At 40.6% G+C, this 23,006-nt stretch carries 17 protein-coding genes; 15 read left to right on the forward strand and 2 right to left on the reverse strand.

Going from position 1 to position 23,006, the window contains the following annotated elements; all coding sequences use genetic code 11:
* Positions 1 to 504 precede the first annotated feature (504 nt).
* From hisC to PCY16_RS02055, 11 genes are all read left to right on the forward strand, one after another.
* Positions 505 to 1,557 carry a histidinol-phosphate transaminase gene (gene hisC / locus PCY16_RS02005; protein WP_195413680.1) on the forward strand — a complete coding sequence of 351 codons (1,053 nt, stop codon included), beginning with the start codon at positions 505 to 507 and terminating at the stop codon, positions 1,555 to 1,557.
* Positions 1,554 to 2,534: an ATP phosphoribosyltransferase regulatory subunit gene (locus PCY16_RS02010; protein WP_195413681.1), complete on the forward strand. Its 981-nt coding sequence runs from the start codon at positions 1,554 to 1,556 to the stop codon at positions 2,532 to 2,534. The genes hisC and PCY16_RS02010 overlap by 4 nt, the downstream gene beginning before the upstream one ends.
* Complete coding sequence (gene hisG, locus PCY16_RS02015; RefSeq protein WP_195413682.1) at positions 2,527 to 3,177, forward strand: ATP phosphoribosyltransferase; 651 nt, start codon at positions 2,527 to 2,529, stop codon at positions 3,175 to 3,177. The genes PCY16_RS02010 and hisG overlap by 8 nt, the downstream gene beginning before the upstream one ends.
* Complete coding sequence (hisD, locus tag PCY16_RS02020; RefSeq protein ID WP_195413683.1) at positions 3,174 to 4,457, forward strand: histidinol dehydrogenase; 1,284 nt, start codon at positions 3,174 to 3,176, stop codon at positions 4,455 to 4,457. Before hisG ends, hisD begins: the two co-directional genes overlap by 4 nt.
* A gap of 19 nt (positions 4,458 to 4,476) precedes the next feature.
* A complete protein-coding gene (gene hisB / locus PCY16_RS02025; RefSeq protein ID WP_195413684.1) occupies positions 4,477 to 5,061 on the forward strand; it encodes an imidazoleglycerol-phosphate dehydratase HisB in 585 nt (194 codons plus the stop codon).
* Complete coding sequence (gene hisH, locus PCY16_RS02030) at positions 5,058 to 5,666, forward strand: imidazole glycerol phosphate synthase subunit HisH (protein WP_002884066.1); 609 nt, start codon at positions 5,058 to 5,060, stop codon at positions 5,664 to 5,666. Before hisB ends, hisH begins: the two co-directional genes overlap by 4 nt.
* A 48-nt stretch (positions 5,667 to 5,714) precedes the next feature.
* Positions 5,715 to 6,434, forward strand: a complete 720-nt coding sequence (gene hisA / locus PCY16_RS02035; protein WP_195413685.1) for a 1-(5-phosphoribosyl)-5-[(5-phosphoribosylamino)methylideneamino]imidazole-4-carboxamide isomerase — start codon at positions 5,715 to 5,717, stop codon at positions 6,432 to 6,434.
* A gap of 1 nt (position 6,435) precedes the next feature.
* On the forward strand, positions 6,436 to 7,194 hold the full coding sequence (gene hisF / locus PCY16_RS02040; RefSeq protein ID WP_045772101.1) for an imidazole glycerol phosphate synthase subunit HisF: 759 nt from the start codon (positions 6,436 to 6,438) through the stop codon (positions 7,192 to 7,194).
* Positions 7,191 to 7,529, forward strand: coding sequence for a phosphoribosyl-AMP cyclohydrolase (gene hisI, locus PCY16_RS02045; protein WP_004182677.1), 339 nt, complete (start codon positions 7,191 to 7,193; stop codon positions 7,527 to 7,529). Before hisF ends, hisI begins: the two co-directional genes overlap by 4 nt.
* Before the next feature lie 8 nt (positions 7,530 to 7,537).
* Entirely contained in the window at positions 7,538 to 7,852 is a 315-nt protein-coding gene (hisE, locus tag PCY16_RS02050) for a phosphoribosyl-ATP diphosphatase (RefSeq protein ID WP_014634298.1), read from the forward strand.
* Positions 7,853 to 8,059: 207 nt separating this feature from the next.
* Positions 8,060 to 8,854, forward strand: coding sequence for a hypothetical protein (locus PCY16_RS02055; RefSeq protein ID WP_014634299.1), 795 nt, complete (start codon positions 8,060 to 8,062; stop codon positions 8,852 to 8,854).
* A 134-nt stretch (positions 8,855 to 8,988) separates the two neighbouring features.
* On the opposite strand, the gene PCY16_RS02060 is transcribed toward PCY16_RS02055, so the two are convergent.
* Both PCY16_RS02060 and PCY16_RS02065 read right to left on the reverse strand, forming a co-directional pair.
* The gene (locus tag PCY16_RS02060) at positions 8,989 to 9,672 is read right to left on the reverse strand and encodes a DUF4956 domain-containing protein (protein ID WP_301353425.1); all 684 of its coding nucleotides are present in this window, start codon (positions 9,670 to 9,672) and stop codon (positions 8,989 to 8,991) included.
* A complete protein-coding gene (locus tag PCY16_RS02065) occupies positions 9,665 to 10,444 on the reverse strand; it encodes a polyphosphate polymerase domain-containing protein (RefSeq protein ID WP_073685407.1) in 780 nt (259 codons plus the stop codon). The genes PCY16_RS02060 and PCY16_RS02065 overlap by 8 nt, the downstream gene beginning before the upstream one ends.
* Before the next feature lie 321 nt (positions 10,445 to 10,765).
* Between PCY16_RS02065 and PCY16_RS02070 the strand changes: the two genes are divergently transcribed.
* From PCY16_RS02070 to PCY16_RS02085, 4 genes are all read left to right on the forward strand, one after another.
* Positions 10,766 to 12,022: a carbohydrate-binding domain-containing protein gene (locus PCY16_RS02070; protein ID WP_195413687.1), complete on the forward strand. Its 1,257-nt coding sequence runs from the start codon at positions 10,766 to 10,768 to the stop codon at positions 12,020 to 12,022.
* A 33-nt stretch (positions 12,023 to 12,055) separates the two neighbouring features.
* Complete coding sequence (locus PCY16_RS02075) at positions 12,056 to 13,078, forward strand: glycosyltransferase family 2 protein (RefSeq protein WP_195413688.1); 1,023 nt, start codon at positions 12,056 to 12,058, stop codon at positions 13,076 to 13,078.
* A gap of 274 nt (positions 13,079 to 13,352) precedes the next feature.
* Positions 13,353 to 17,834 carry a glycoside hydrolase family 70 protein gene (locus PCY16_RS02080; RefSeq protein WP_301353430.1) on the forward strand — a complete coding sequence of 1,494 codons (4,482 nt, stop codon included), beginning with the start codon at positions 13,353 to 13,355 and terminating at the stop codon, positions 17,832 to 17,834.
* 426 nt (positions 17,835 to 18,260) lie between these two features.
* A complete protein-coding gene (locus PCY16_RS02085) occupies positions 18,261 to 22,817 on the forward strand; it encodes a glycoside hydrolase family 70 protein (protein ID WP_195413690.1) in 4,557 nt (1,518 codons plus the stop codon).
* Positions 22,818 to 23,006: the final 189 nt, after the last annotated feature.

Here is a 23,006-nt window from a genome sequence, read left to right on the forward strand (position 1 = left end):
CATGGATTACTGAAATCATCCACGGAATAATATCACCTCAAATTTGTAACCAATTAGGAAAGTTTTAAAAACAGTCGTTTTCAGCTATTAAATATACAATTATATTTTATTTTTTATAAAAATATGCAAAAAAGGCTTGCATTGTTTTGAATTTTCATGTAGAATAATTTCAAATCTAAATCGTTGATAGAAAAAGTTAGATCGTTTCACAGAGAGTGCGGGAAGCTGAGAACGCATGAGATCAAAGACGACACATTCTTGAGAGCGTATGCCAACTCTGAATGACAGTAGTGTACGACGGGTGGTTCCGTTAGAGACCAGGAGTTACAAGAGATACCTTGTGACTTCATGAGGAAGAGGGGGCGACTCCTGTTCGAATTAAGGTGGAACCACGTGCCAACGTCCTTGCAAAAGTTATTTTTGCGAGGGCGTTTTTTGATACATTGCTTTTTGAAGTTGTAGCTTGAAGTGCGCATGGTCAGAGTTAAACAGAAAGGATAAACTATGGAAATCAAGGGATTACGAAAAATTGAACCCTATGTGGCGGGTAGTCAGCCCGCTGAGAACAATATCATTAAGTTGAATACTAATGAAAATGCTTATGGACCAAGTCCAGCAGTTCATCAAGCTTTAGCATCCTTTGATGCCCATCAGTTACGAAAGTATTCGACTTTGGATCAAGCAGTTTTACGTCAGGACTTATCTGAACAGTTAGGTGTTCCTGCCGATCAAGTGATTATTGGAAACGGGTCAGACGATATTCTGTCAATGGCTTTTCTAGCTTTCTTTAATAGCGAGGAAGAAGTTTTGTTTCCAGATTTAACCTATGGTTTTTACAAGGTATGGGCAGATTTGTACCACATCCCTTTTAGAGAAGTGCCCTTGAGTTCTTCATTTGAGGTTGATGCTCAAGATTATCTGGTTAAAAATGGTGGGATTGTCATTACCAATCCTAATGCGCCAACAGGTATTTATAAACCGCTCGATCAAATTGAGGAGATTGTAAAGGCCAACCAGTCGGTAGTTGTGATTATTGACGAAGCCTATATTAACTTTGGTGGGGAGACGGCCTTACCGCTCCTAGAAAAGTATGACAATGTGTTTATCACTAGGACCTTTTCTAAGGATGCCTCCCTTGCTGGTCTGCGTGTCGGTTACGGCATAGGAAGTCCTAAACTAATGGCTGTCATCAATGCTGTCAAGAATTCAGTCAACCCCTATAATGTGGATAGCATTGCGGAAGTCTTGGCGACTGCAGCGGTTAAGTCCTGGGACTACTATGAGGACACTTGCGCAAAGATTATGGCAACACGTGACTGGTTTAGCCAAGAATTGCAGGCGATTGGTTTTGATATCTTACCTTCAAAAACCAATTTTGTTTTGGTCAAACCTCACGGAGTGACTGCAGGTCAATTGTTTGACTACCTCCAAAGTAAGAAAATTTATGTCCGTTATTTTCCAAAAGTGGAGCGTATTTCAGACAGACTACGCATTTCTATTGGGACGCAGGATGAGATGGAGCGCATATTAATGACAATACAGGAGTTACAAGCATGAAAAAAACGACATTAGCCTTAGGAATGCACGATAAACTTTTCAAACGTGCACGTACTATGTATCAGATTGAACACCGTATCTGTGACTTGTTGATGACGAAGGGTTTCCTTCGGATTGAGACACCAACCTTGGAGCATTTCGAAGTCTTTAGTGATGCGGTGGACAATGGTAACTATAATTTCTTTGATAAAAATGGAGATCTTGTTAGCCTACGTCCTGATATTACCAGCCAAATTGGGCGCGTGATTGCTTCGACGCAAGTTCATACACCCATTAAATTTTCATACTCTGGAAAAGTTTTTAACTACAATGAGGAGATGCGTGGCTTGTCCAATGAGCATACGCAAGCTGGTATTGAAATTATAGGATTTCCTGTTCACCAGGCCATGGAGGAAGCGGTAGTATCTGCTAAGGAGGCCTTGGATGTGGCAGGTGTCAAAAATTACAAGTTTGAATTTTCACATGCTCGCCTCTTGCAACTCATTTTTGAAGAATTAGACCTTCCAGCAGTAAAAGAAGCCGAGTTGGCAGGCTATATCCGTGATAAATCGATCACCGGTCTCAAGGAGTTCACCAAAGAAAATCCAAGTCAATATGACAAGGTCTTGGAGCAGTTGCCATTCCTGTTTGGTGAGACAACTGCTGTCTTGACCAAAGCTAGACAGTTAACAGATAGTGAAGCCTTTTTGACGGCTTTGGATAGTTTGGAAGTCTTAACCAATCGCCTAGCTGATAGTCTCCCAGAGACGACGCTTGATTTGGCTCAATTGCCAGCAGTGCCTTACTACACGGGCATGATGTTTAAGGTCTTTGGTGACAAGGTACCGGATGCTTTTGTATCAGGTGGCAGCTACGATAAACTATTTGAACGTTTTGGTGCTACCGAATTAACAGCTGTGGGTTGGGCTATTGATATCGATTCAGTTTATCAAGCAGTACATGACGATGTGGAATTTGGAGGTGACTTGGATGACTAGCAATCAAATCACAATTGCCTTGACCAAGGGGCGTATTGAGAAAGATACGGTTACATTACTGGAAAAAGCTGGCTTTGATATGTCTTTCATGGCTGATAAGGGACGTAATTTGATTTTCGAGAGTCCTGACAACCGTTTCCGTTTTCTCTTGGTCAAAGCTCCAGATGTGACAACCTATGTTAGACACGGTGTCGCAGATATTGGGATTGTTGGGAAGGATGTTCTGGTTGAACATCCGACAGGCTATTTGGAAATGTTAGACCTTAATTTTGGCCTTTGTAAATTCTCCGTAGCATCGACAGAAGACTATAATCCTAATGACCATAAACGTAAACGTATTGCGACCAAGTATCCAACCATTGCAACTGATTATTTTAATCAAAAGGGTGAGGATGTCGAGATTATTTCGATTCAAGGGAGCGTTGAGATTGCCCCTGTTATTGGTCTAGCGGATGCCATTGTCGATATTGTGGAAACAGGGAATACTCTTGTTGCCAATGGTTTAAAAGTTTATGAAGATATTTGCCGGATTTCAGCACGAATGATTGTTAATAAGGCTTCTTTGAAAAATAACAAGGAAGTTCTACCATTCATTTGTAAGATTGAATCACTTGTAGGGAACGAGGAGGTACCGTTCGAATGAAACGATTAACTGGAACAAATAAAGAAATTGCGGAGCTTCTTTATCAGGAGCAATTGGAACTGTCAAAAGAAAATAGAGACGTTGAAAGTACGGTTCAAGCCATTATTGAAGACGTTAAAAAACGTGGAGACGAGGCCCTTCGTGACTATTCAGCTAAATTTGATAAGGTTGACTTGACTGATTTTGAAGTTGGACAGGACTTGATTGATCAAGCCTTTAAAGAGATTGATCCAGAGGTTTACCAAGCCCTAGTTAATGCTAAAGAAAACATTGAATCTTATCACAAACATCAGTTGGAGACTGGTTTTGAGGACCAACCAAGTGAGGGTGTTATTCGTGGTCAATTGATTCGTCCTATCAATCGTGTGGGTGTTTATGTTCCTGGAGGAACTGCGGCTTATCCATCGTCAGTTCTTATGAATGTTATTCCCGCTAAAATTGCTGGGGTTAAAGAGATTATTATGATTACACCGCCTCAAGAACACTTTGTTCCTGCGATTCTGGTAGCTGCAAAATTGGCTGGTGTGGATAGCATTTACCAAGTCGGTGGGGCTCAAGGGGTTGCGGCCTTGGCCTTTGGTACAGAAACGATTCCAAAGGTGGACAAGATTACAGGTCCCGGAAATATTTTCGTGGCGACTGCCAAGAAACAAGTTTACGGTATTGTCGGTATTGATATGATTGCAGGACCATCAGAAATTGGTGTTATCGCTGATAGTAGTGCCAATCCAATCTATGTGGCAGCTGACCTCTTGTCTCAAGCAGAGCACGACACACGCGCACGCGCCATTTTGGTGACAGATTCTGAAGCCTTGGCTGATGCGGTTGAAAGTGAGATTGAACGTCAACTCAAGCTTTTGCCACGTGAGGCGATTGCTCGTCCATCTGTCGAAAATAACGGCCGTATTATTATTGCTAATGATACAGATGCCATGTTCGAACTTATGAACTTGGTTGCGCCAGAACATTTGGAAATTGCTATGGACAATGCTTATGATTACTTGGAAAAAGTGGAAAATGCTGGTTCTGTCTTTCTTGGTCACTTTACTAGCGAACCAATTGGTGACTACTATGCAGGTGCCAATCACGTTCTTCCAACGACAGCAACCAGCCGCTTTTCATCAGCATTAGGCGTCCACGATTTTGTCAAACGTATCCAATATACGCAATACGATAAGGCAGCAGTCAATAAGGCTCAGCACGATATCACAACCTTGGCTTACGCAGAAGGTTTGCAGGCCCACGCCAAGGCAATTGAAGTCAGAAACGACAATAACTGAGAGAGTAGAGGAAGAAGTTATGAGACAAGCAAAAATTGAACGTAATACCTTTGAAACCAAAATTAAGTTAAGCCTCAATTTGGATGCTCAAGAACCAGTAGATATTCAAACAGGTGTCGGATTTTTTGACCACATGTTGACCTTGTTTGCCCGCCACGGTCGTATGTCTTTGGTGGTTAAGGCTGATGGCGACCTTTGGGTTGATAGTCACCACACTGTTGAAGATGTCGGTATTGTCCTTGGTCAAGCTCTTAAAGAGGCCTTGGGCGATAAAGCAGGGATCAACCGTTATGGAACGGCTTTTGTCCCTATGGATGAAACTCTCGGGATGGCAAGTTTAGACTTGTCTGGACGTAGCTTCTTGGTCTTTGATGCTAGTTTTGATAATCCAAAATTGGGTAATTTTGACACAGAACTGGTTGAAGAATTTTTCCAAGCCTTGGCTTTCAATGTTCAGATGAATCTCCACCTCAAGATTCTCCACGGAAAAAACAATCACCACAAATCAGAAAGTCTTTTCAAGGCTACAGGACGTGCCTTGCGTGAGGCAATCACAATCAATCCTGATATTCACGGCGTAAACTCGACAAAGGGGATGCTATGATTATCGTCATTGATTACGATGCGGGGAATACCGCAAATGTTCTGCGTGCCCTTGAAAAAATCGGAGTGACTGCAGAATTGTCTGCCGATAAAGAAAAAATCCTAGCGGCAGATGGTTTGATTTTACCTGGTGTAGGTGCCTATCCAACGGCTATGGCAGAGTTGGAGCGAAGAGGCTTGGTAGCTGTTATCAAAGAGGCTGTCGCACAGGGAGTTCCTCTTTTGGGAATTTGTTTAGGCATGCAGATTTTAACAGAAAAAGGACTGGAACATGAAGAAACAGATGGTCTTGGCTTTATTCCAGGTGTCTGCCGTCCTATTCCAGCCAGCAAGGAGCAACCTGTCCCACATATGGGGTGGAATGATTTGGCTGTTAAGCAAGCCAGCCCTTTGACAGATGGTTTAGATGGCCAAGCTGTCTACTTCGTTCACAGTTATTTCACAGATGTCCCTAGCCAATACATTGATGTTACCGCAGACTACAGTATTGAGGTGCCAGCCATGATTCATAAAGACAATGTTTATGGGGCTCAATTTCATCCTGAAAAATCAGGGGATATTGGCTTAGGTATTCTTGAAAAGTTTGCAGGGTTATGTAAAGCCTAGAAGCTAGTGAGAGCAAAGACTTTTTAGTTAGAAAGGATGGTAGGGGAGATGCAAATTCTACCAGCAATTGATATTAAGGATGGACAGGCTGTTCGTCTCTTTAAAGGAGATTTTAACCAACAAACCGTTGTCAATCCAGATGTTATTGAGCAGGCAAAGACCTTTAAGGATGCGGGCATTCAATTTATTCATGTCGTCGACTTGGACGGTGCCCTAGATGGTCGTGCCACTAACCGTGACTTGATTGCAGAGGTCAAGAAGGTTTCTGGACTTGGCATCGAAGTTGGTGGCGGTATCCGTACCTTGGAGCAGATTCGTGACTATTTGGAAGTTGGCATCGACCGTATCATTATCGGTTCAATGGCCGTTAAAAATCCTGACTTCGTTCGAGCAGCTTTAGAGGAATTTGGTGCCGATAAAATTGTCGTAGGTATTGATGCCAAGGCAGGGTTTGTCGCTACCGAAGGTTGGTTGGAAACCAGCAATGTGGACTATATCACCTTGGCCAAGGAAATGGAAAAGATGGGCGTAACCCTCTTTGTCTATACAGATGTTGATCGAGATGGCACACTGACAGGACCCAATCTTGATCACTACAAACGTTTGGTATCTGAACTCACGACCGCCAAAGTCATTGCTTCCGGTGGAATTGCAGAAGTAGCTGACTTAGATCACCTACAAGAGATTGGTGTGGCAGGAACCATTGTTGGCAAAGCCTACTATAACGGCAATATCACCTTAGACCAGCTCAAGGCTTTCGGAGGTTAATATGCTTAAAAAACGTATTATTCCTTGTTTGGATGTCAAGGATGGCCGTGTCGTCAAGGGGGTTAATTTTGTGAATCTGACAGATGTTGGTGACCCTGTTGATTCTGCGCGTGCTTATTATGAAGCTGGTTGTGATGAACTTGTTTTCTTGGACATCACAGCGACTTCGGATAACCGTGAAACAACGGTTGATATGGTGCGTCGTGTTGCCGATCAGGTCTTTATTCCTTTTACGGTTGGTGGTGGTATCCGTTCAGTTGAAGACATGAACAAGATGCTCAAAGCTGGTGCTGACAAGGTTGCCGTCAATTCCTCAGCCCTTGCCAATCCACAACTAATCGCTGATTGTGCTCAAAAATTTGGGAATCAATGTGTAGTGGCTGCGATTGATGCCAAAAAGATGGCTGATGGGAGCTGGCATGTTTTTGTGGCTGGTGGCCGTAAGGATACAGGTAGGGACCTCATCCAATGGGCTCAAGAAGTCGTCGCCTTGGGGGCTGGAGAAATTCTCTTAACCAGCATGGACAAGGACGGCACCAAGTCTGGTTTTGATTTAGAAATGCTCAATCGTGTGGCCGATGTCGTCGATGTTCCGATCATTGCCTCTGGTGGTGCAGGAAATATTGAGGATATTGTAGAAGTCTTTGAAAAGACAACAGCAACGGGTGCTCTGGCAGCCTCTATCTTCCACTTTGGTGAGGTAAATATAGGCGAAACCAAACAAGTCTTGGCAAATGCAGGAATTGAGGTGAGACGATGACAGAGGTTAAACTTGATTTTGACAAACAAGGCGGACTGGTACCGGTCATTGTGACAGATTACAAGACCGGGCAGGTGCTCATGTTGGCCTATATGAATGAGCTGTCCTATCAGTTGACGCTAGAGACCAAACAAATGCATTATTGGAGCCGTTCTAGAAATGAGCTTTGGCATAAGGGGGCCACATCTGGTCATTTCCAACATGTCAAAAGCATCAAGACAGATTGTGATCAGGACACTCTGCTTATCGCTGTGGAACAAGAAGGAGCAGCCTGTCATACAGGAGCCTACAGCTGTTTCTTTACGGATATATATGATGACAATCAAGATAGATAGGAGTAGCTATGTTAGAAACACTTTATAAGGAAGCCTTAGATCGTAAAAAAAATCCCAAAGAAGGATCGTATACCAATTACCTTTTTGACAAGGGCCTAGACAAGATTCTTAAAAAGGTTGGTGAAGAAGCAACAGAAGTTGTGATTGGAGCAAAAAATGGTGATAAAGAAGAAATTGCCAACGAGACAGCAGACGTCCTCTATCACCTAGCAGTCATGCTCGTTGAAACAGGGGTCAGCCCTGAAGACGTTGAAGCCGTACTTAAAGCACGTCAGGGCAAGCAAAGCAATGTCCATGACCGAAAAGAAGTAACGGATTATTAAGGATTAGCTCAACCGATTGAGACTAAAACGAAAAGTCTGAAGTGATATTCAGGCTTTTTTTGCTAGAGGAATTTTAATTATTTTGTTCCTCTAACTACCATGAGAAAGCGCTTTGAAACGCTGTAATAGGAGTGAAGAAAGCTCGTTTATTTTGAAAGATTCGGTGTGCTTTTTTTTACAAATGATTGGGGAAAGGAAGGATGTCCTATGAAGAAAAATACTCCTAATATTTTAAAGCTTTCTCGCTTAGCTATTCTCCTCCTTTGTTCTATTCTTTTAGTTCGTTGCACAGTGCTACTTCCAATTACTTACTCAAAAGCTAGGGAAAAAACGCAAAAAATCTTGGCTCATAATGGTTTTAAGGGAAAGGTCCAAGTTAAGCTTATCAAAAAGGTGTTTCTAGATTCAGATGGTATTTATGTCGATTATACCTATTCAGAGGACACCTACGATAATCAAACCATATCATTAGATTCACAAATTACTTTTAACCTGGACTGGACAGTTAATGGTGAAGAATATGTGACCCCTGGTCATTACTGGGAAAGCTACTTACAACAAAAATCTGTAAAAAAAGAAGAGCAGAAACTCTTTAAGGAGCTTAAAAAACAATCTTTAGGCCTTGATATCGAAGAATTCTCCTTCAGCGATAATACTACGATTGATCAAGAGGCTGGTAATCGTAAAAAGCATTTAGCTGAGGAAAACCGTAAAAACGGGAAGGATGATTTTTATGGGTATTATCAAATTCCCTACCAAACAATGATTAAAGAACACCTTGTTACTATGAGAATAGAAGTAGGCGATACAGAAAATACTAGTAAGAAAGATTTAGAAGAGGCCGCAACTAAACTGGATGCTAGCAAGATTCCTAACGGAGAGTACGAATTTTATTTTTTCACAACTGATAAAGAAAATTCCGCTTACTATGACAATTCCGGATATATTGGCTATACCTTTAACATACAAGATGGTAAGGTTGTCCAAGATGAAGATGATTAGATGATACTTTGATTCCTGCGATAATCTCGCACTCCATACTGGTGGCATAGAGGTATAGGCTATAGCTTAGTGAAAATATTAACCTCAAAACATGCAAAGACATCTCCGAAATAAGTCGGAGATGTCTTTTTGTCTTACAATTTCTTTTTCTTTTTAGCTTTTTTGGTTAGGGAAAGGTCACAATTTTCAATACTAGAGATAAGGTGATTGGCCAATTGGAAGTCATCCACTTGGGGATTCAAGTCCACTTCATAGACCAGTTGTATGCTTTCGCCTCCACCTGTGGTGTTAAGGGAAATCAGGTCGCATTCGCTTGTGAAATTGAGCAAGGTTTTAGTGATTTTTTGGTCAATCAAGTCTTGGTAAGGGACGTTAATGGTCAGGAGCCTACGACGTTGGTTGTCGGTACGACTTTGACGATTTTCCAAAAGAAGCCAAACAGCCAAAAGGAAGATGGTAAAGAGGACAGCCAGTAAGAGATAGCCTGTCCCAGATGCCAGACCAATAATCATGGCCATAAAGACAGCAATCAGCTCCCTGGAACCACTGGTAGCTGAACGAAAACGAATGAGGCTAAAGGTCCCAGCCACGGCGATAGAGGTCCCCAAACTCCCATTGACAAGGAAGATAACCAGGGTCATCAAACATGGAAGTAGGGTCAAACTAATGACAAATTCTCTGGTGTAGAGGGTTCGGTATTTATAAGTCCAGGTCAAGGCCAAACCTAAAACTAGGCTGACCAGTAAGGCCAGCATGAGTTGAAGAGGACTAGCGGTTGCGGTCGCATCATTAAAGATAGAATTGAAGAGATTAGACATAGGCAGCAGCTCCTTTTTCTTGTGCTGGACGTGGTCCATAGTCTAGACCTTGAGACTTATGATAGGCACAGCTGTATTTTGAGAATTTCTGCTCTTCCAAACCATGTTTATCTAAGATAGCTTGAAGCCAGTCAGGCTTTTTGCCAGGTGCCTTGATTTCCATGATAATCGTATCTTCATCAAGAAGGGGAAAACCATGATTTCCCTTAAAGAGACTGACGTCTTCATCACGGTAAGTCAAATTTTGGTCAAGGGTAACACGAACTTTATTGTAGGCATAGCCTTCGATAGTCTCTTTTTCTTTCATCGAAAAACGGTCGTAGTAGATATACATACGAGGTTTAAGCCCCTCATCGTAGCGTTGACGTAAGTGGTGGATATCCTGTAAGAGCTGACGATCAGTGATTTGACCATGGTTCTTACCATCTGTCATCAAGTTAGTGATGGCAAGCGGAGTTGAAACGAGACGAAACTTATGACCGATTCCCTCATCATCTTTGGCTTTAACCTCTAAAAAGACCTTACTATCAATTTTGGGATTGGCTAGGTAGGTACGCATGCGGATTTTCTCTTGACGGTGATTACCATCTAGGGCATCTTGGATGACGTCAAAATTATCCGTATCAAAGTAAATATTTGAAATGGTAGATGTCGGATAATCATCCTCTACCAAATACTCCTTAAGATCAGTGAGCAGGTCCTCAAGATTTTCCTTTGAGACCACATATTTTGTTTCAATACGTTTAAAACGTGTTTCCAATTGTTTAACCATGAAAAAACTCCTTTTTTAGATAAGATACAAAGCCGTGAAGCAACTCCCAGGAAAATAGGGAATTTATTGTAGAAACATCTATTTCCAAACAGTCGACTTATTGTTTTAATTCTTTTTTATAGTAGAAAAGTTGAGAGCAAATGTACTATTTCTATAAAGTACTTACTTGCTCGTATATTAGTCTATGGGACTTTTCTGAAAGTTTTCCTAAGCCAAACTTTCACCAAACTTAACTTAAGATAAGTTTTAGTTAACCTTTAGAAATGTTTTAGCTAAGTCCCGTAAACTGTAATCATCCAAACGAACCCGAGAGGAAAAAATATGAAATCAAAAAAACTAAAAAAATGGACGACTTTATTGACCTGTGCGACTGCTCTAACAGTCATGACAGCTTGTAGCCAATCAAGCAGTCAGTCAACTGGGACGACTACAAGTTCCAAAACAAGTGCTGTAACAGCAACGACCAGTAAGAAAACAAATAAGAACAACAGCAACTATTTTACTTCCAAAGATTCTGATACCTCTTATAACGAAAGCTCAGCTACTAAGATTAAGTTATCAGGCTTATCTGCGGATGTTTCAGGTGATGGTGCAGCCCTATCAGGTTCAACTGTAACCATCTCCAAAGCTGGGACCTATGTCATTTCAGGGGAATCTGATGGTGTGCAAATCAAGGTAGACGCTGGAGATTCAGACGATGTCCATATTGTTTTAGATGGCGTTACCATGACAAATACAAATGCAGCAATCAACGCCACAAAAGCTGGTCATGTCTATCTGACACTTAAAGATGGCACTACAAACACACTTTCTGATTCAAGTTCTAATAGTGATGAAGATGCGGATGCTGTGATTTTTTCTAAAGGAGATTTGACCATTAATGGTTCAGGTACTCTAAACATTGATGCCAAGAAAAATAACGGTATTAAAGCCAATGACAGCCTTCATATGACTGGCGGTACCTATAAGATTTCCTCAGTCGGTGATGCCTTCAATGTCAATGATGAACTCAACATCACAGGAACAACTATGACCATTGAGGCTGAAGAAGATGCTGTTAAGGTCGATAATGATGACGACACCTCAGAAGGTACCATGTATCTGTCTGATAATACCATGACCATTAAGGCTGGTGACGACGGTATTCATGCGTCAGGGGACATGATTATTGATAGTGGTACTTACAAGGTTGAAAAATCAACTGAAGGTATCGAAGGAAAATCTGTGACCATTAATGGTGGAAATATAGATGTCTATGCAACGGATGATGGTGTCAATGCGGCCAATGCTAATGCCAGTCAAAGTGAGATTTTCTTCAAGATGACCGGTGGAACACTAAATGTTGAGGTTGGTGAGGGTGATACAGACCCAATCGATTCTAACGGCGATATTTTTGTATCGGGTGGAACGATTAATCTGACTGGCCAGTCTGGCTTTGACTTCGATGGTTCAGCGACCTATACCGGTGGTGACATTACTATCAATGGTGAGAAACAAACTAAGATTGAAAACTCAATGCCTGGCGGCGGTGGTCCCCAAGGTGGTGGGCAACCAGGTGGCTTTGGAGGAGGTCACTAAAGAGTCATAGGATGAAACAGAAAGGAAGTGCCTATGTATATTATTATTCCAGCTTATGAACCAGACAAACGCCTGATTCAGGTGGTTCAAGATATTACCATAAAACTCCCTAAAGCCCGTATTATTGTTGTTAATGATGGGAGTGGCCCAGGTTATAACGACTATTACGACGAAACGGCTTTTATTGGAGCGACTGTCCTTACCCATCCTATCAACAAAGGAAAAGGAGCTGCTCTCAAAACTGCTTTTGCTCACATTCAAGAAGAAGTAGTCGGTCAGCACCTTTCGGCGCAACCTATTGTCACAGTTGACAGTGACGGTCAACATCTGATTAAAGATATTGTCCGTGTGGCCAAGGCAATCGAGGAAAATCCAAGTCATCTTGTCTTGGGTGCGCGTACCTTTGTTGGTAAGGTGCCAGCACGTAGCCGCTTTGGAAATAAGGTGACTGCTGGACTTTTCCGTCTAGTAACTGGGCAAAAGGTGACAGATACTCAGACGGGTCTTCGAGGTATGTCCACCGATCTGATTTCCTGGCTTCTTAATCTGGATGGCAATCGTTTTGAGTACGAGTTTAATATGTTGCTTGAAGCCAAAAAGTCAGGCCATCAAATCTCTGAAGTCCCTATTGAGACCGTTTATCTGGAGGAAAATAAAAGCTCGCACTTTCGCCCCATTCGTGATTCCATCCGTATTTACAGCCCTTTTTTAAAGTTCTCTGGCACGGCTGTTTTGGCCTCAGTCATTGATGCAACAGCCTTATTTGTGCTCTTTGCCTTGACGAAGAATCTGCTCCTTTCGGTCGTGCTAGCTCGTGTGATTTCGGCTTCCAGCCAGTGTCTACTGAACGCTAATGTGGTCTTTAATCCGACAAGCTCCCTCTTTAGATCGAGTGTTCGTTACTTTATGTTGGTCCTGGTCCTCCTGGCCTGTAACTATTTCTTACTTAGTAGTCTAGTTGCTATTGGTTTAGGCCTGGTTCTGGCAAAATTGGTGACAGAAACCTTGCTCTTTTTAGTCAGCTACAGGGTCCAACATCACGTCGTTTTTGCTTAATAGCTGACTTGAAAATCGCTAACTGATTGAATAGAGATAGCTTATTTACCTCTCGATTATTTCTAAAAATTTTCCTAAAAAATAGAAAAAAAACTACCGTTTTCGACATTCGGTAGTTTTTAATGATTATCGAAATGTTTTTCAATTTACATTATGATTAAAAATTGAAATGACTTGATAAAGACTCGAAATGGCTGAAAAAAATATGCTATAATGAAATTGTTTGAATTATGTAGATTTCATTCAAACTAGGAAAATGAAAAGAGGACCTAAAATGGGAAAAAAGGTACATTATAAGCTTCACAAAGTTAAGAAGCAGTGGGTGACGATTGCCGTCACTTCGGCAGCACTTGCCACTATCGTAGGTGGTGCTACAGTTGCCAATCAAAAGGTTTCAGCTGATGAAACAACTCAACCAGTTGCCTCTACGACAGCTGATAGCGATGTTGTCGTTGAAACGCATGAAGTAGCCGCTCCTGCAGCAACTGCTACGACAGATGCGACAGCAACAACAACTGACAAGGCTGCTGATACTGCAACGGTCGAAACTCCTGCGGCAGCAACCACTGCAGCAGATACAAGTGCTAATACGGTGGCACCAGCAACAACTGATCGTGCAGCAGTAGCAAATGGTGCGACAACAGAAGCACCAGCTGCAACTGCGACTGCGACAGATACAACGCTTACAGTAGCTGAAAAACCAAAATCTGGTGTTACTGAAAAAGAAGAAACAGCAGCACTCTCTTTGGACAACATCAAACAAGTTGATGGTAAATACTATTATGTCAAAGAAGATGGTTCATACAAAACAAACTTTGCTGTTTCAGTTAATGGCCAATTGCTTTACTTTGGTAAAGATGGTGCTTTGACAAGCACATCAACACACTCGTTCACACCAGGTACAACTAATCTAGTTGATGCTTTCTCTTCACATAACCGTGCTTACGATTCTAAGAAAGAAAGCTTTGAGTTGGTAGATGGTTATTTGACACCTAATAGCTGGTACCGTCCAGTCACTATTTTGGAAAATGGTGAAAAATGGCGTGTATCAACTGAGAAAGACTTCCGTCCACTTTTGATGGCATGGTGGCCTGATGTAGATACACAAGTTACCTACCTCAATACTTTCTCTAAACACTTTAACCTTAACGCAACTTATTCAACCAGCCAAAGTCAATCTGAATTGAATGCAGCTGCTAAGACAATTCAAATTAAGATTGAACAAGAAATTTCAGCTAAAAAATCAACTGAATGGCTTCGTCAAGCAATTGAGTCTTTTGTAAAAGAACAAGACCAGTGGAATACTACAACTGAAAACTATACCCTTGCTGACCACCTTCAAGGGGGAGCTCTTCTTTATGTCAATAATGACAAGACACCTTGGGCAAATTCTGATTACCGTTTGCTTAACCGTACACCAAGTAACCAAGATGGTTCTCTAAATGGTACAGGAAGATACTTGGGTGGTTATGAATTCCTACTTGCCAATGACGTTGATAACTCAAATCCAGTTGTGCAAGCTGAGCAGTTGAACCAAATTCACTATCTTGTGAACTGGGGATCAATTGTTATGGGTGATAAGGATGCTAACTTTGATGGTATCCGTGTTGATGCAGTTGACAATGTCGATGCTGACCTTCTCCAAGTTTATACAAACTACTTCCGAGCAGCCTTTGGTGTGGATAAATCTGAAGCCAATGCACTCGCTCACATTTCTATCCTTGAAGCTTGGGATTTAAATGATAATGCTTATAATCAAAAACATGATGGTGCAGCCCTTGCCATGGATAATAACCTTCGTTATGCAATTATGGGTGCACTTTATGGATCGGGCTCTTCATTGAAAGATTTGATTACTAGCAGTTTGACAGACCGTACAAATAATAGTAAGTATGGAGATACACAAGCTAACTATATCTTTGCGCGTGCTCATGATAACCTTGTTCAAGATATCATTCGTGATATTGTTCAAAAAGAGATCAATCCAAAATCAGATGGTTATACCATGACTGATGCTGAATTGAAACGTGCCTTTGAAATCTATAATGAAGATATGAAGAAGGCAGAAAAACGTTATACTATTAACAATATTCCAGCTGCCTATGCTTTGATTCTTCAAAATATGGAGCAGGTAACTCGTGTTTATTATGGAGATCTTTATACGGATAACGGCCAATATATGGCTACCAAGTCTCCTTACTACGATGCTATCACAACGCTCTTGAAGAACCGTATGAAATATGTTTCAGGTGGACAATCGATGAAAGTCGACACGTTCAATGGAAAAGAAATCTTGTCATCTGTTCGTTACGGTAAAGATATTATGACTGCTGACCAAACTACGGGTGTAGCAGAAACAAGTAAACATTCTGGTATGTTGACCCTTATTGCCAATAATCAGGATTTCTCATTGGGTGATGGTACTTTGAAAGTTAACATGGGTAAACTTCATGCTAACCAAGCTTACCGACCATTACTTCTTGGTACTGATAAGGGAATTGTCACTTACGAGAATGATGCGGCAGCAGCTGGAAAAATTAAATACACTGATGCTGAAGGGAACTTGACTTTTAGTGGAGATGAAATTAAGGGGTATCGTACTGTTGATATGAGAGGTTATCTTGGTGTATGGGTACCAGTAGGTGCACCTGATAACCAAGATATCCGTGTTAAAGGTTCAGATAAGAAACTTGACAAGACATTTTCTGCTACTGAAGCATTGGACTCACAAGTTATCTATGAAGGTTTCTCAAACTTCCAAGATTTTGTTGAAAAAGATAGCCAATATACTAATAAATTGATTGCAGAAAATGCAGAACTCTTCAAGTCATGGGGAATCACATCATTCGAGATGGCTCCTCAATTTGTATCGGCTGATGACCGTACCTTCCTTGATTCTGTTATCCAAAATGGTTATGCCTTTACTGACCGATATGACCTTGCCATGAGCAAGAATAACAAATACGGTTCTAAAGAAGATCTTCGTGATGCCCTTAAGGCGCTTCACAAGCAAGGTATTCAAGCAATTGCTGACTGGGTTCCAGATCAACTTTACCAATTGCCAGGACAAGAAGTTGTAACAGCAACACGTGCTAATAGTTATGGTACTCCAAAGGCCAATGCCTATATCAATAACACTTTATATGTTGCAAATTCTAAATCATCAGGTAAGGACTTCCAAGCTCAATATGGTGGTGAGTTCCTTGATGAGCTCCAAAAGAAATATCCACAGTTGTTTGAAGATGTGATGATATCAACTGGTAAGAAGATTGATCCATCTGTTAAAATCAAGCAATGGTCTGCTAAGTACATGAATGGTACTAATATCCTTGGTCGTGGTAGTCGTTATGTTCTCAGTAACGATGCTACTGGTCGCTACTATCAAGTTACTGAGAATGGCATCTTCTTGCCAAAACCTTTGACAGATCAAGGTGGTAAGACAGGTTTCTACTATGATGGTAAGGGTATGGCCTACTTTGATAATAGTGGTTTCCAAGCTAAGAATGCCTTCATTAAATATGCTGGAAATTACTATTACTTCGATAAAGAAGGTTATATGTTAACTGGTCGTCAAGATGTCGATGGTAAGACTTATTTCTTCTTGCCAAACGGTATCCAGCTTCGTGATTCTATTTATCAACAGGATGGTAAATATTATTACTTTGGTAGCTTTGGTGAGCAGTACAAAGATGGTTACTTTGTATTCGATGTACCGAAAGAAGGTACTTCAGAAACAGAAGCTAAATTCCGTTATTTTTCACCAACTGGAGAAATGGCTGTTGGCTTGACTCATGCTGGTGGAGGATTGCAATACTTTGATGAAAATGGCTTCCAAGCTAAAGGTACTAAGTATGTTACTCCAGACGGAAAACTCTACTTCTTCGATAAAAATTCAGGTAATGCCTACACAAATCGTTGGGCTGAAATCGATGGTATCTGGTATGAATTCAATGATCAAGGCTATGCACAAGCTAAGAAGGGTGAATTCTACACAACAGATGGCTCAACATGGTTCTACCGTGATGCAGCTGGTAAAAATGTGACAGGTGCCCTTACTTTGGATGGTCACGAATACTACTTCCGTGCAAATGGTGCCCAAGTTAAAGGTGAATTTGTTACTGAAAATGGCAAGATTAGCTACTACACTGTAGATAATGGTTACAAGGTTAAAGACAAGTTCTTCGAAGTAAACGGCAAGTGGTACCATGCTGATAAGGATGGTAACCTCGCCACAGGTCGTCAAACAATTGACCACCTTAACTATTACTTCAATGCTGATGGAAGCCAAGTTAAATCTGATTTCTTCACTCTTGATGGTGGTAAGACATGGTACTACGCCAAAGATAATGGTGAAATCGTGACAGGTGCGTATAGCGTTGGTGGTAAAAACTATTACTTCAAAGAAGATGGTAGCCAAGTTAAAGGTGACTTTGTTAAGAATGCTGATGGTTCACTTTCTTACTATGATAAAGATTCAGGGGAGCGTCTCAATAACCGTTTCTTGACAACTGGTAACAATGTTTGGTACTACTTCAAAGATGGTAAGGCTGTAACAGGACGCCAAAATATCGATGGTAAAGAGTATTACTTTGATCATTTGGGACGTCAAGTTAAAGGTAGCCCAATCAGCACACCAAAAGGAGTGGAATACTACGAATCAGTTCTTGGAGAACGTGTGACAAACACATGGATCACTTTCCAAGACGGTAAGACTGTCTTCTTCGATGAAAATGGTTATGCTGATTTTGATAAATAATCAATCAATCTAATCTTAATCTGAGAGATTAAGTGAAAAACGATATGATTTGACATGAATTTATAGGTGAAATTTCTTGAAAACGAGAATCGTTTAAAGAAATTTTGCCTTTTTTTGCTCCTTAAAGAAAAAAATCTGACAAATATCAATTTTGAGTCAGAATCGTTGTAAAAGCCATTGTATCAAGGGTTTTAGTGGTTTTTATAGAAAATAGTTTTACTTATCAAATGATATGAAAATGAGAATTGAAAGCCTATGAAATAGGTGTGTTACAAAACTTTTCTAATGTTGCTGTTATGTTACATATAATTTATAAAAAAACAATTAATTCGAGAAATAGTTAGAAAATAATGATATAATGTAATTGTTTGAAATCGGATAGATTTCAGTCTGATTTTGACAAATAAAATCACGGGGAAAATTATAATGGAAAATAAGGTACACTATAAGCTTCATAAAGTTAAGAAGCAATGGGTCACAATTGCAGTTGCCTCTGCAGCACTTGCTACTGTCGTAGGAGGATTGTCTGCAACAACATCTTCAGTTTCAGCGGATGAAACTCAAGATAAGATAGTAACTCAACCAAATTTAGATACAACAGCCGATTTAGTTACTTCTACAGAAGCAACCAAAGAAGTCGATAAACGTACAAATACAAAAGAAGCAGATGTTTTAACGCCTGCTAAAGAAACAAATGCCGTCGAAACAGCAACTACAACGAACACACAAGCAACAGCTGAAGCAGCTACAACAGCAACAACTTCTGATGTAGCGGTGGCAGCTGTTCCAAATAAAGAAGCAGTTGTGACAACAGATGCACCAGCTGTTACAACTGAAAAAGCAGAAGAACAACCAGCAACAGTGAAGGCTGAAGTTGTAAACACAGAAGTTAAAGCGCCAGAAGCTGCTTTGAAAGATTCAGAAGTAGAAGCTGCGCTTTCCTTGAAAAACATCAAAAACATTGATGGTAAATATTACTATGTTAATGAAGATGGTTCACACAAAGAAAACTTTGCCATTACTGTAAATGGTCAATTGCTTTACTTCGGTAAAGATGGTGCCCTTACAAGCTCATCAACATACTCTTTCACACCAGGAACAACAAATATTGTTGATGGTTTCTCAATAAATAACCGTGCCTACGATTCATCTGAAGCTAGCTTTGAATTGATTGATGGTTATTTGACTGCAGATAGCTGGTACCGTCCAGCTTCTATCATCAAAGATGGTGTAACTTGGCAAGCATCAACTGCAGAAGATTTCCGTCCACTTTTGATGGCTTGGTGGCCAAATGTAGATACACAAGTTAACTACTTGAACTACATGTCTAAAGTATTTAACTTGGATGCTAAATACACTAGCACAGATAAGCAAGAAACTTTGAATGTTGCTGCTAAGGATATCCAAGTTAAGATTGAACAAAAGATTCAGGCTGAAAAATCAACACAATGGTTGCGTGAAACTATTTCTGCTTTTGTTAAGACACAACCACAATGGAACAAAGAAACTGAAAACTACTCTAAAGGTGGCGGCGAAGATCACCTTCAAGGTGGTGCCCTTCTCTATGTAAATGATTCACGTACACCATGGGCTAACTCTAACTATCGTCTTTTGAACCATACGGCTACTAATCAAAAGGGTACAATTGATAAGTCAGTTCTTGATGAGCAGTCAGATCCAAACCACATGGGCGGTTTCGACTTCTTGCTAGCTAATGACGTAGATTTGTCAAACCCAGTTGTTCAAGCGGAACAATTGAACCAAATCCACTACCTTATGAACTGGGGTTCAATCGTTATGGGTGACAAGGATGCTAACTTCGATGGTATCCGTGTCGACGCGGTAGATAATGTCGATGCAGACATGCTTCAACTCTACACAAACTACTTCCGTGAGTACTATGGTGTTAACAAATCTGAAGCAAACGCTCTTGCTCACATCTCAGTCCTTGAAGCATGGAGTCTTAATGACAACCACTACAATGACAAGACAGATGGCGCTGCGCTTGCTATGGAAAACAAACAACGTTTGGCTCTCCTCTTCTCATTGGCTAAACCAATCAAAGAACGTACACCGGCTGTAAGTCCTTTGTATAACAATACTTTCAACACGACACAACGTGATGAAAAGACTGATTGGATTAACAAAGATGGAAGCAAGGCCTATAACGAAGACGGAACAGTTAAACAGTCTACAATCGGTAAATACAACGAGAAATACGGAGATGCGTCAGGAAACTACGTCTTTATCCGTGCCCATGATAACAACGTTCAAGATATTATTGCTGAAATCATCAAGAAAGAAATCAATCCAAAATCAGATGGTTTCACAATCACTGATGCTGAAATGAAGAAAGCCTTTGAGATTTATAACAAAGACATGCTCAGCAGCGACAAAAAATATACCTTGAACAACATCCCAGCAGCATACGCTGTTATGTTGCAAAACATGGAAACAATCACTCGTGTCTACTATGGAGACCTTTATACAGATAATGGTAATTACATGGAAACTAAGTCTCCATATTACGATACCATTGTTAACTTGATGAAGAATCGTATCAAGTATGTATCTGGTGGACAAGCTCAACGTTCATACTGGTTGCCAACTGATGGTAAGATGGACAATTCAGATGTTGAACTCTACCGTACAAATGAAGTCTATGCTTCAGTACGTTATGGTAAAGACATCATGACAGCTGATGATACAGAAGGTTCTAAATACAGCCGTACATCTGGTCAGGTAACACTTGTAGCTAACAATCCAAAATTGACTTTGGATCAATCAGCTAAATTAAAAGTTGAAATGGGTAAAATCCATGCCAACCAAAAATACCGTGCTTTGATTGTTGGTACAGCTGATGGTATCAAGAACTTTACATCTGATGCAGATGCAATCGCAGCAGGTTACGTGAAAGAAACAGACAGCAACGGTGTCTTGACTTTCGGTGCGAATGACATTAAGGGTTATGAAACATTTGATATGTCTGGTTTCGTAGCAGTTTGGGTTCCAGTTGGAGCTTCAGATGATCAAGATATTCGAGTAGCGCCTTCAACAGAAGCTAAAAAAGAAGGAGAGTTGACTCTTAAAGCGACTGAAGCTTATGATTCACAATTGATCTACGAAGGATTCTCTAACTTCCAAACTATTCCAGATGGTTCAGATCCTTCAGTTTATACTAACCGTAAGATTGCTGAAAATGTTGATTTGTTCAAGTCATGGGGCGTAACATCATTTGAAATGGCACCTCAATTTGTATCTGCTGACGATGGTACTTTCCTTGACTCAGTTATCCAAAATGGTTATGCCTTTGCGGACCGTTATGACCTTGCTATGAGTAAGAACAATAAATACGGTTCTAAAGAAGACCTTCGTGATGCTCTTAAGGCACTTCACAAAGCTGGTATCCAAGCAATCGCTGACTGGGTTCCAGACCAAATTTACCAATTGCCAGGTAAGGAAGTCGTAACAGCGACTCGTACTGATGGTGCTGGACGTAAGATTGCGGATGCCATCATTGATCACTCGCTTTATGTAGCTAATACTAAGTCATCAGGTAAAGATTACCAAGCTAAATACGGTGGTGAATTCTTGGCTGAGCTTAAAGCTAAATACCCTGAAATGTTCAAGGTAAACATGATCTCAACTGGTAAACCAATTGATGATTCTGTTAAATTGAAACAATGGAAGGCTGAATACTTCAACGGAACAAACGTTCTTGAACGTGGTGTTGGCTATGTACTTAGCGATGAAGCAACTGGTAAATACTTCACAGTCACTAAAGATGGTAACTTCATTCCTCTTCAATTGACAGGCAATGAAAAGGTTGTTACTGGATTCTCAAATGACGGTAAAGGAATTACTTACTTCGGTACAAGTGGTACTCAAGCTAAGTCTGCCTTTGTAACCTTCAATGGTAATACTTATTACTTTGATGCGCGTGGTCACATGGTTACCAATGGTGAATATTCACCAAATGGTAAAGACGTTTATCGTTTCTTGCCAAATGGTATCATGTTGAGCAATGCCTTCTACGTTGATGCTAATGGTAATACATACCTTTATAACTCTAAAGGTCAAATGTACAAGGGTGGTTACACTAAATTTGACGTTACTGAAACTGATAAAGACGGTAAAGAGTCTAAGGTTGTGAAATTCCGTTACTTCACTAATGAAGGTGTCATGGCCAAAGGTGTTACGGTTATTGATGGCTTCACACAATACTTTGGAGAAGACGGTTTCCAAGCTAAAGATAAGTTAGTAACCTTTAAAGGTAAAACTTACTACTTTGACGCACACACTGGTAATGCTATCAAGAATACTTGGAGAAATATCGATGGTAAGTGGTACCACTTTGATGCAAACGGTGTTGCTGCTACAGGTGCCCAAGTGATTAACGGCCAAAAACTTTACTTTAATGAAGATGGAAGTCAAGTAAAAGGCGGCGTTGTTAAGAATGCAGACGGTACTTATAGCAAGTACAAAGATGGTTCTGGAGAGCTAGTGACTAACGAATTCTTCACAACTGATGGCAATGTTTGGTACTATGCAGGTGCAAACGGTAAGACTGTTACTGGTGCCCAAGTTATCAATGGACAACACCTCTACTTTAATGCAGACGGAAGCCAAGTTAAGGGTGGTGTTGTTAAGAATGCAGATGGTACTTATAGCAAGTACGATGCTGCAACAGGTGAACGCTTGGCTAATGAATTCTTCACAACAGGCGACAACAATTGGTACTACATTGGTGCTAATGGTAAGACAGTAACTGGTGAAGTTAAAATTGGTGACGATACTTATTACTTTGCTAAAGATGGTAAACAAGTAAAAGGGCAAACAGTAAGTGCTGGCAATGGTCGAATCAGCTATTACTATGGTGATAGTGGTAAGAGAGCTGTCAGCACATGGGTAGAAATCCAGCCAGGAGTTTACGTTTACTTTGATAAGAATGGTCTTGCTTACCCACCTAGAGTGCTAAACTAATAGACATGAAAAGGAGAACTTCGGTTCTCTTTTTTATATTTTCTGAGAAAAAGTTCTTTTTGAAAAAGGCTCTTTGTCAACTGTAGTGGGTGACGAAAAGCTAACATCTAGAGAGAACCTGATAGGTTTTCTCTTTTTGTATGTTCAGAGTGATGAAAACACGCTTCCTAAAGTTAATAAAGTTTCTAA

Origin of the sequence: Streptococcus sp. SS4 (assembly GCF_030440125.1) — a bacterium.
Classification (GTDB): Bacteria; Bacillota; Bacilli; order Lactobacillales; family Streptococcaceae; genus Streptococcus.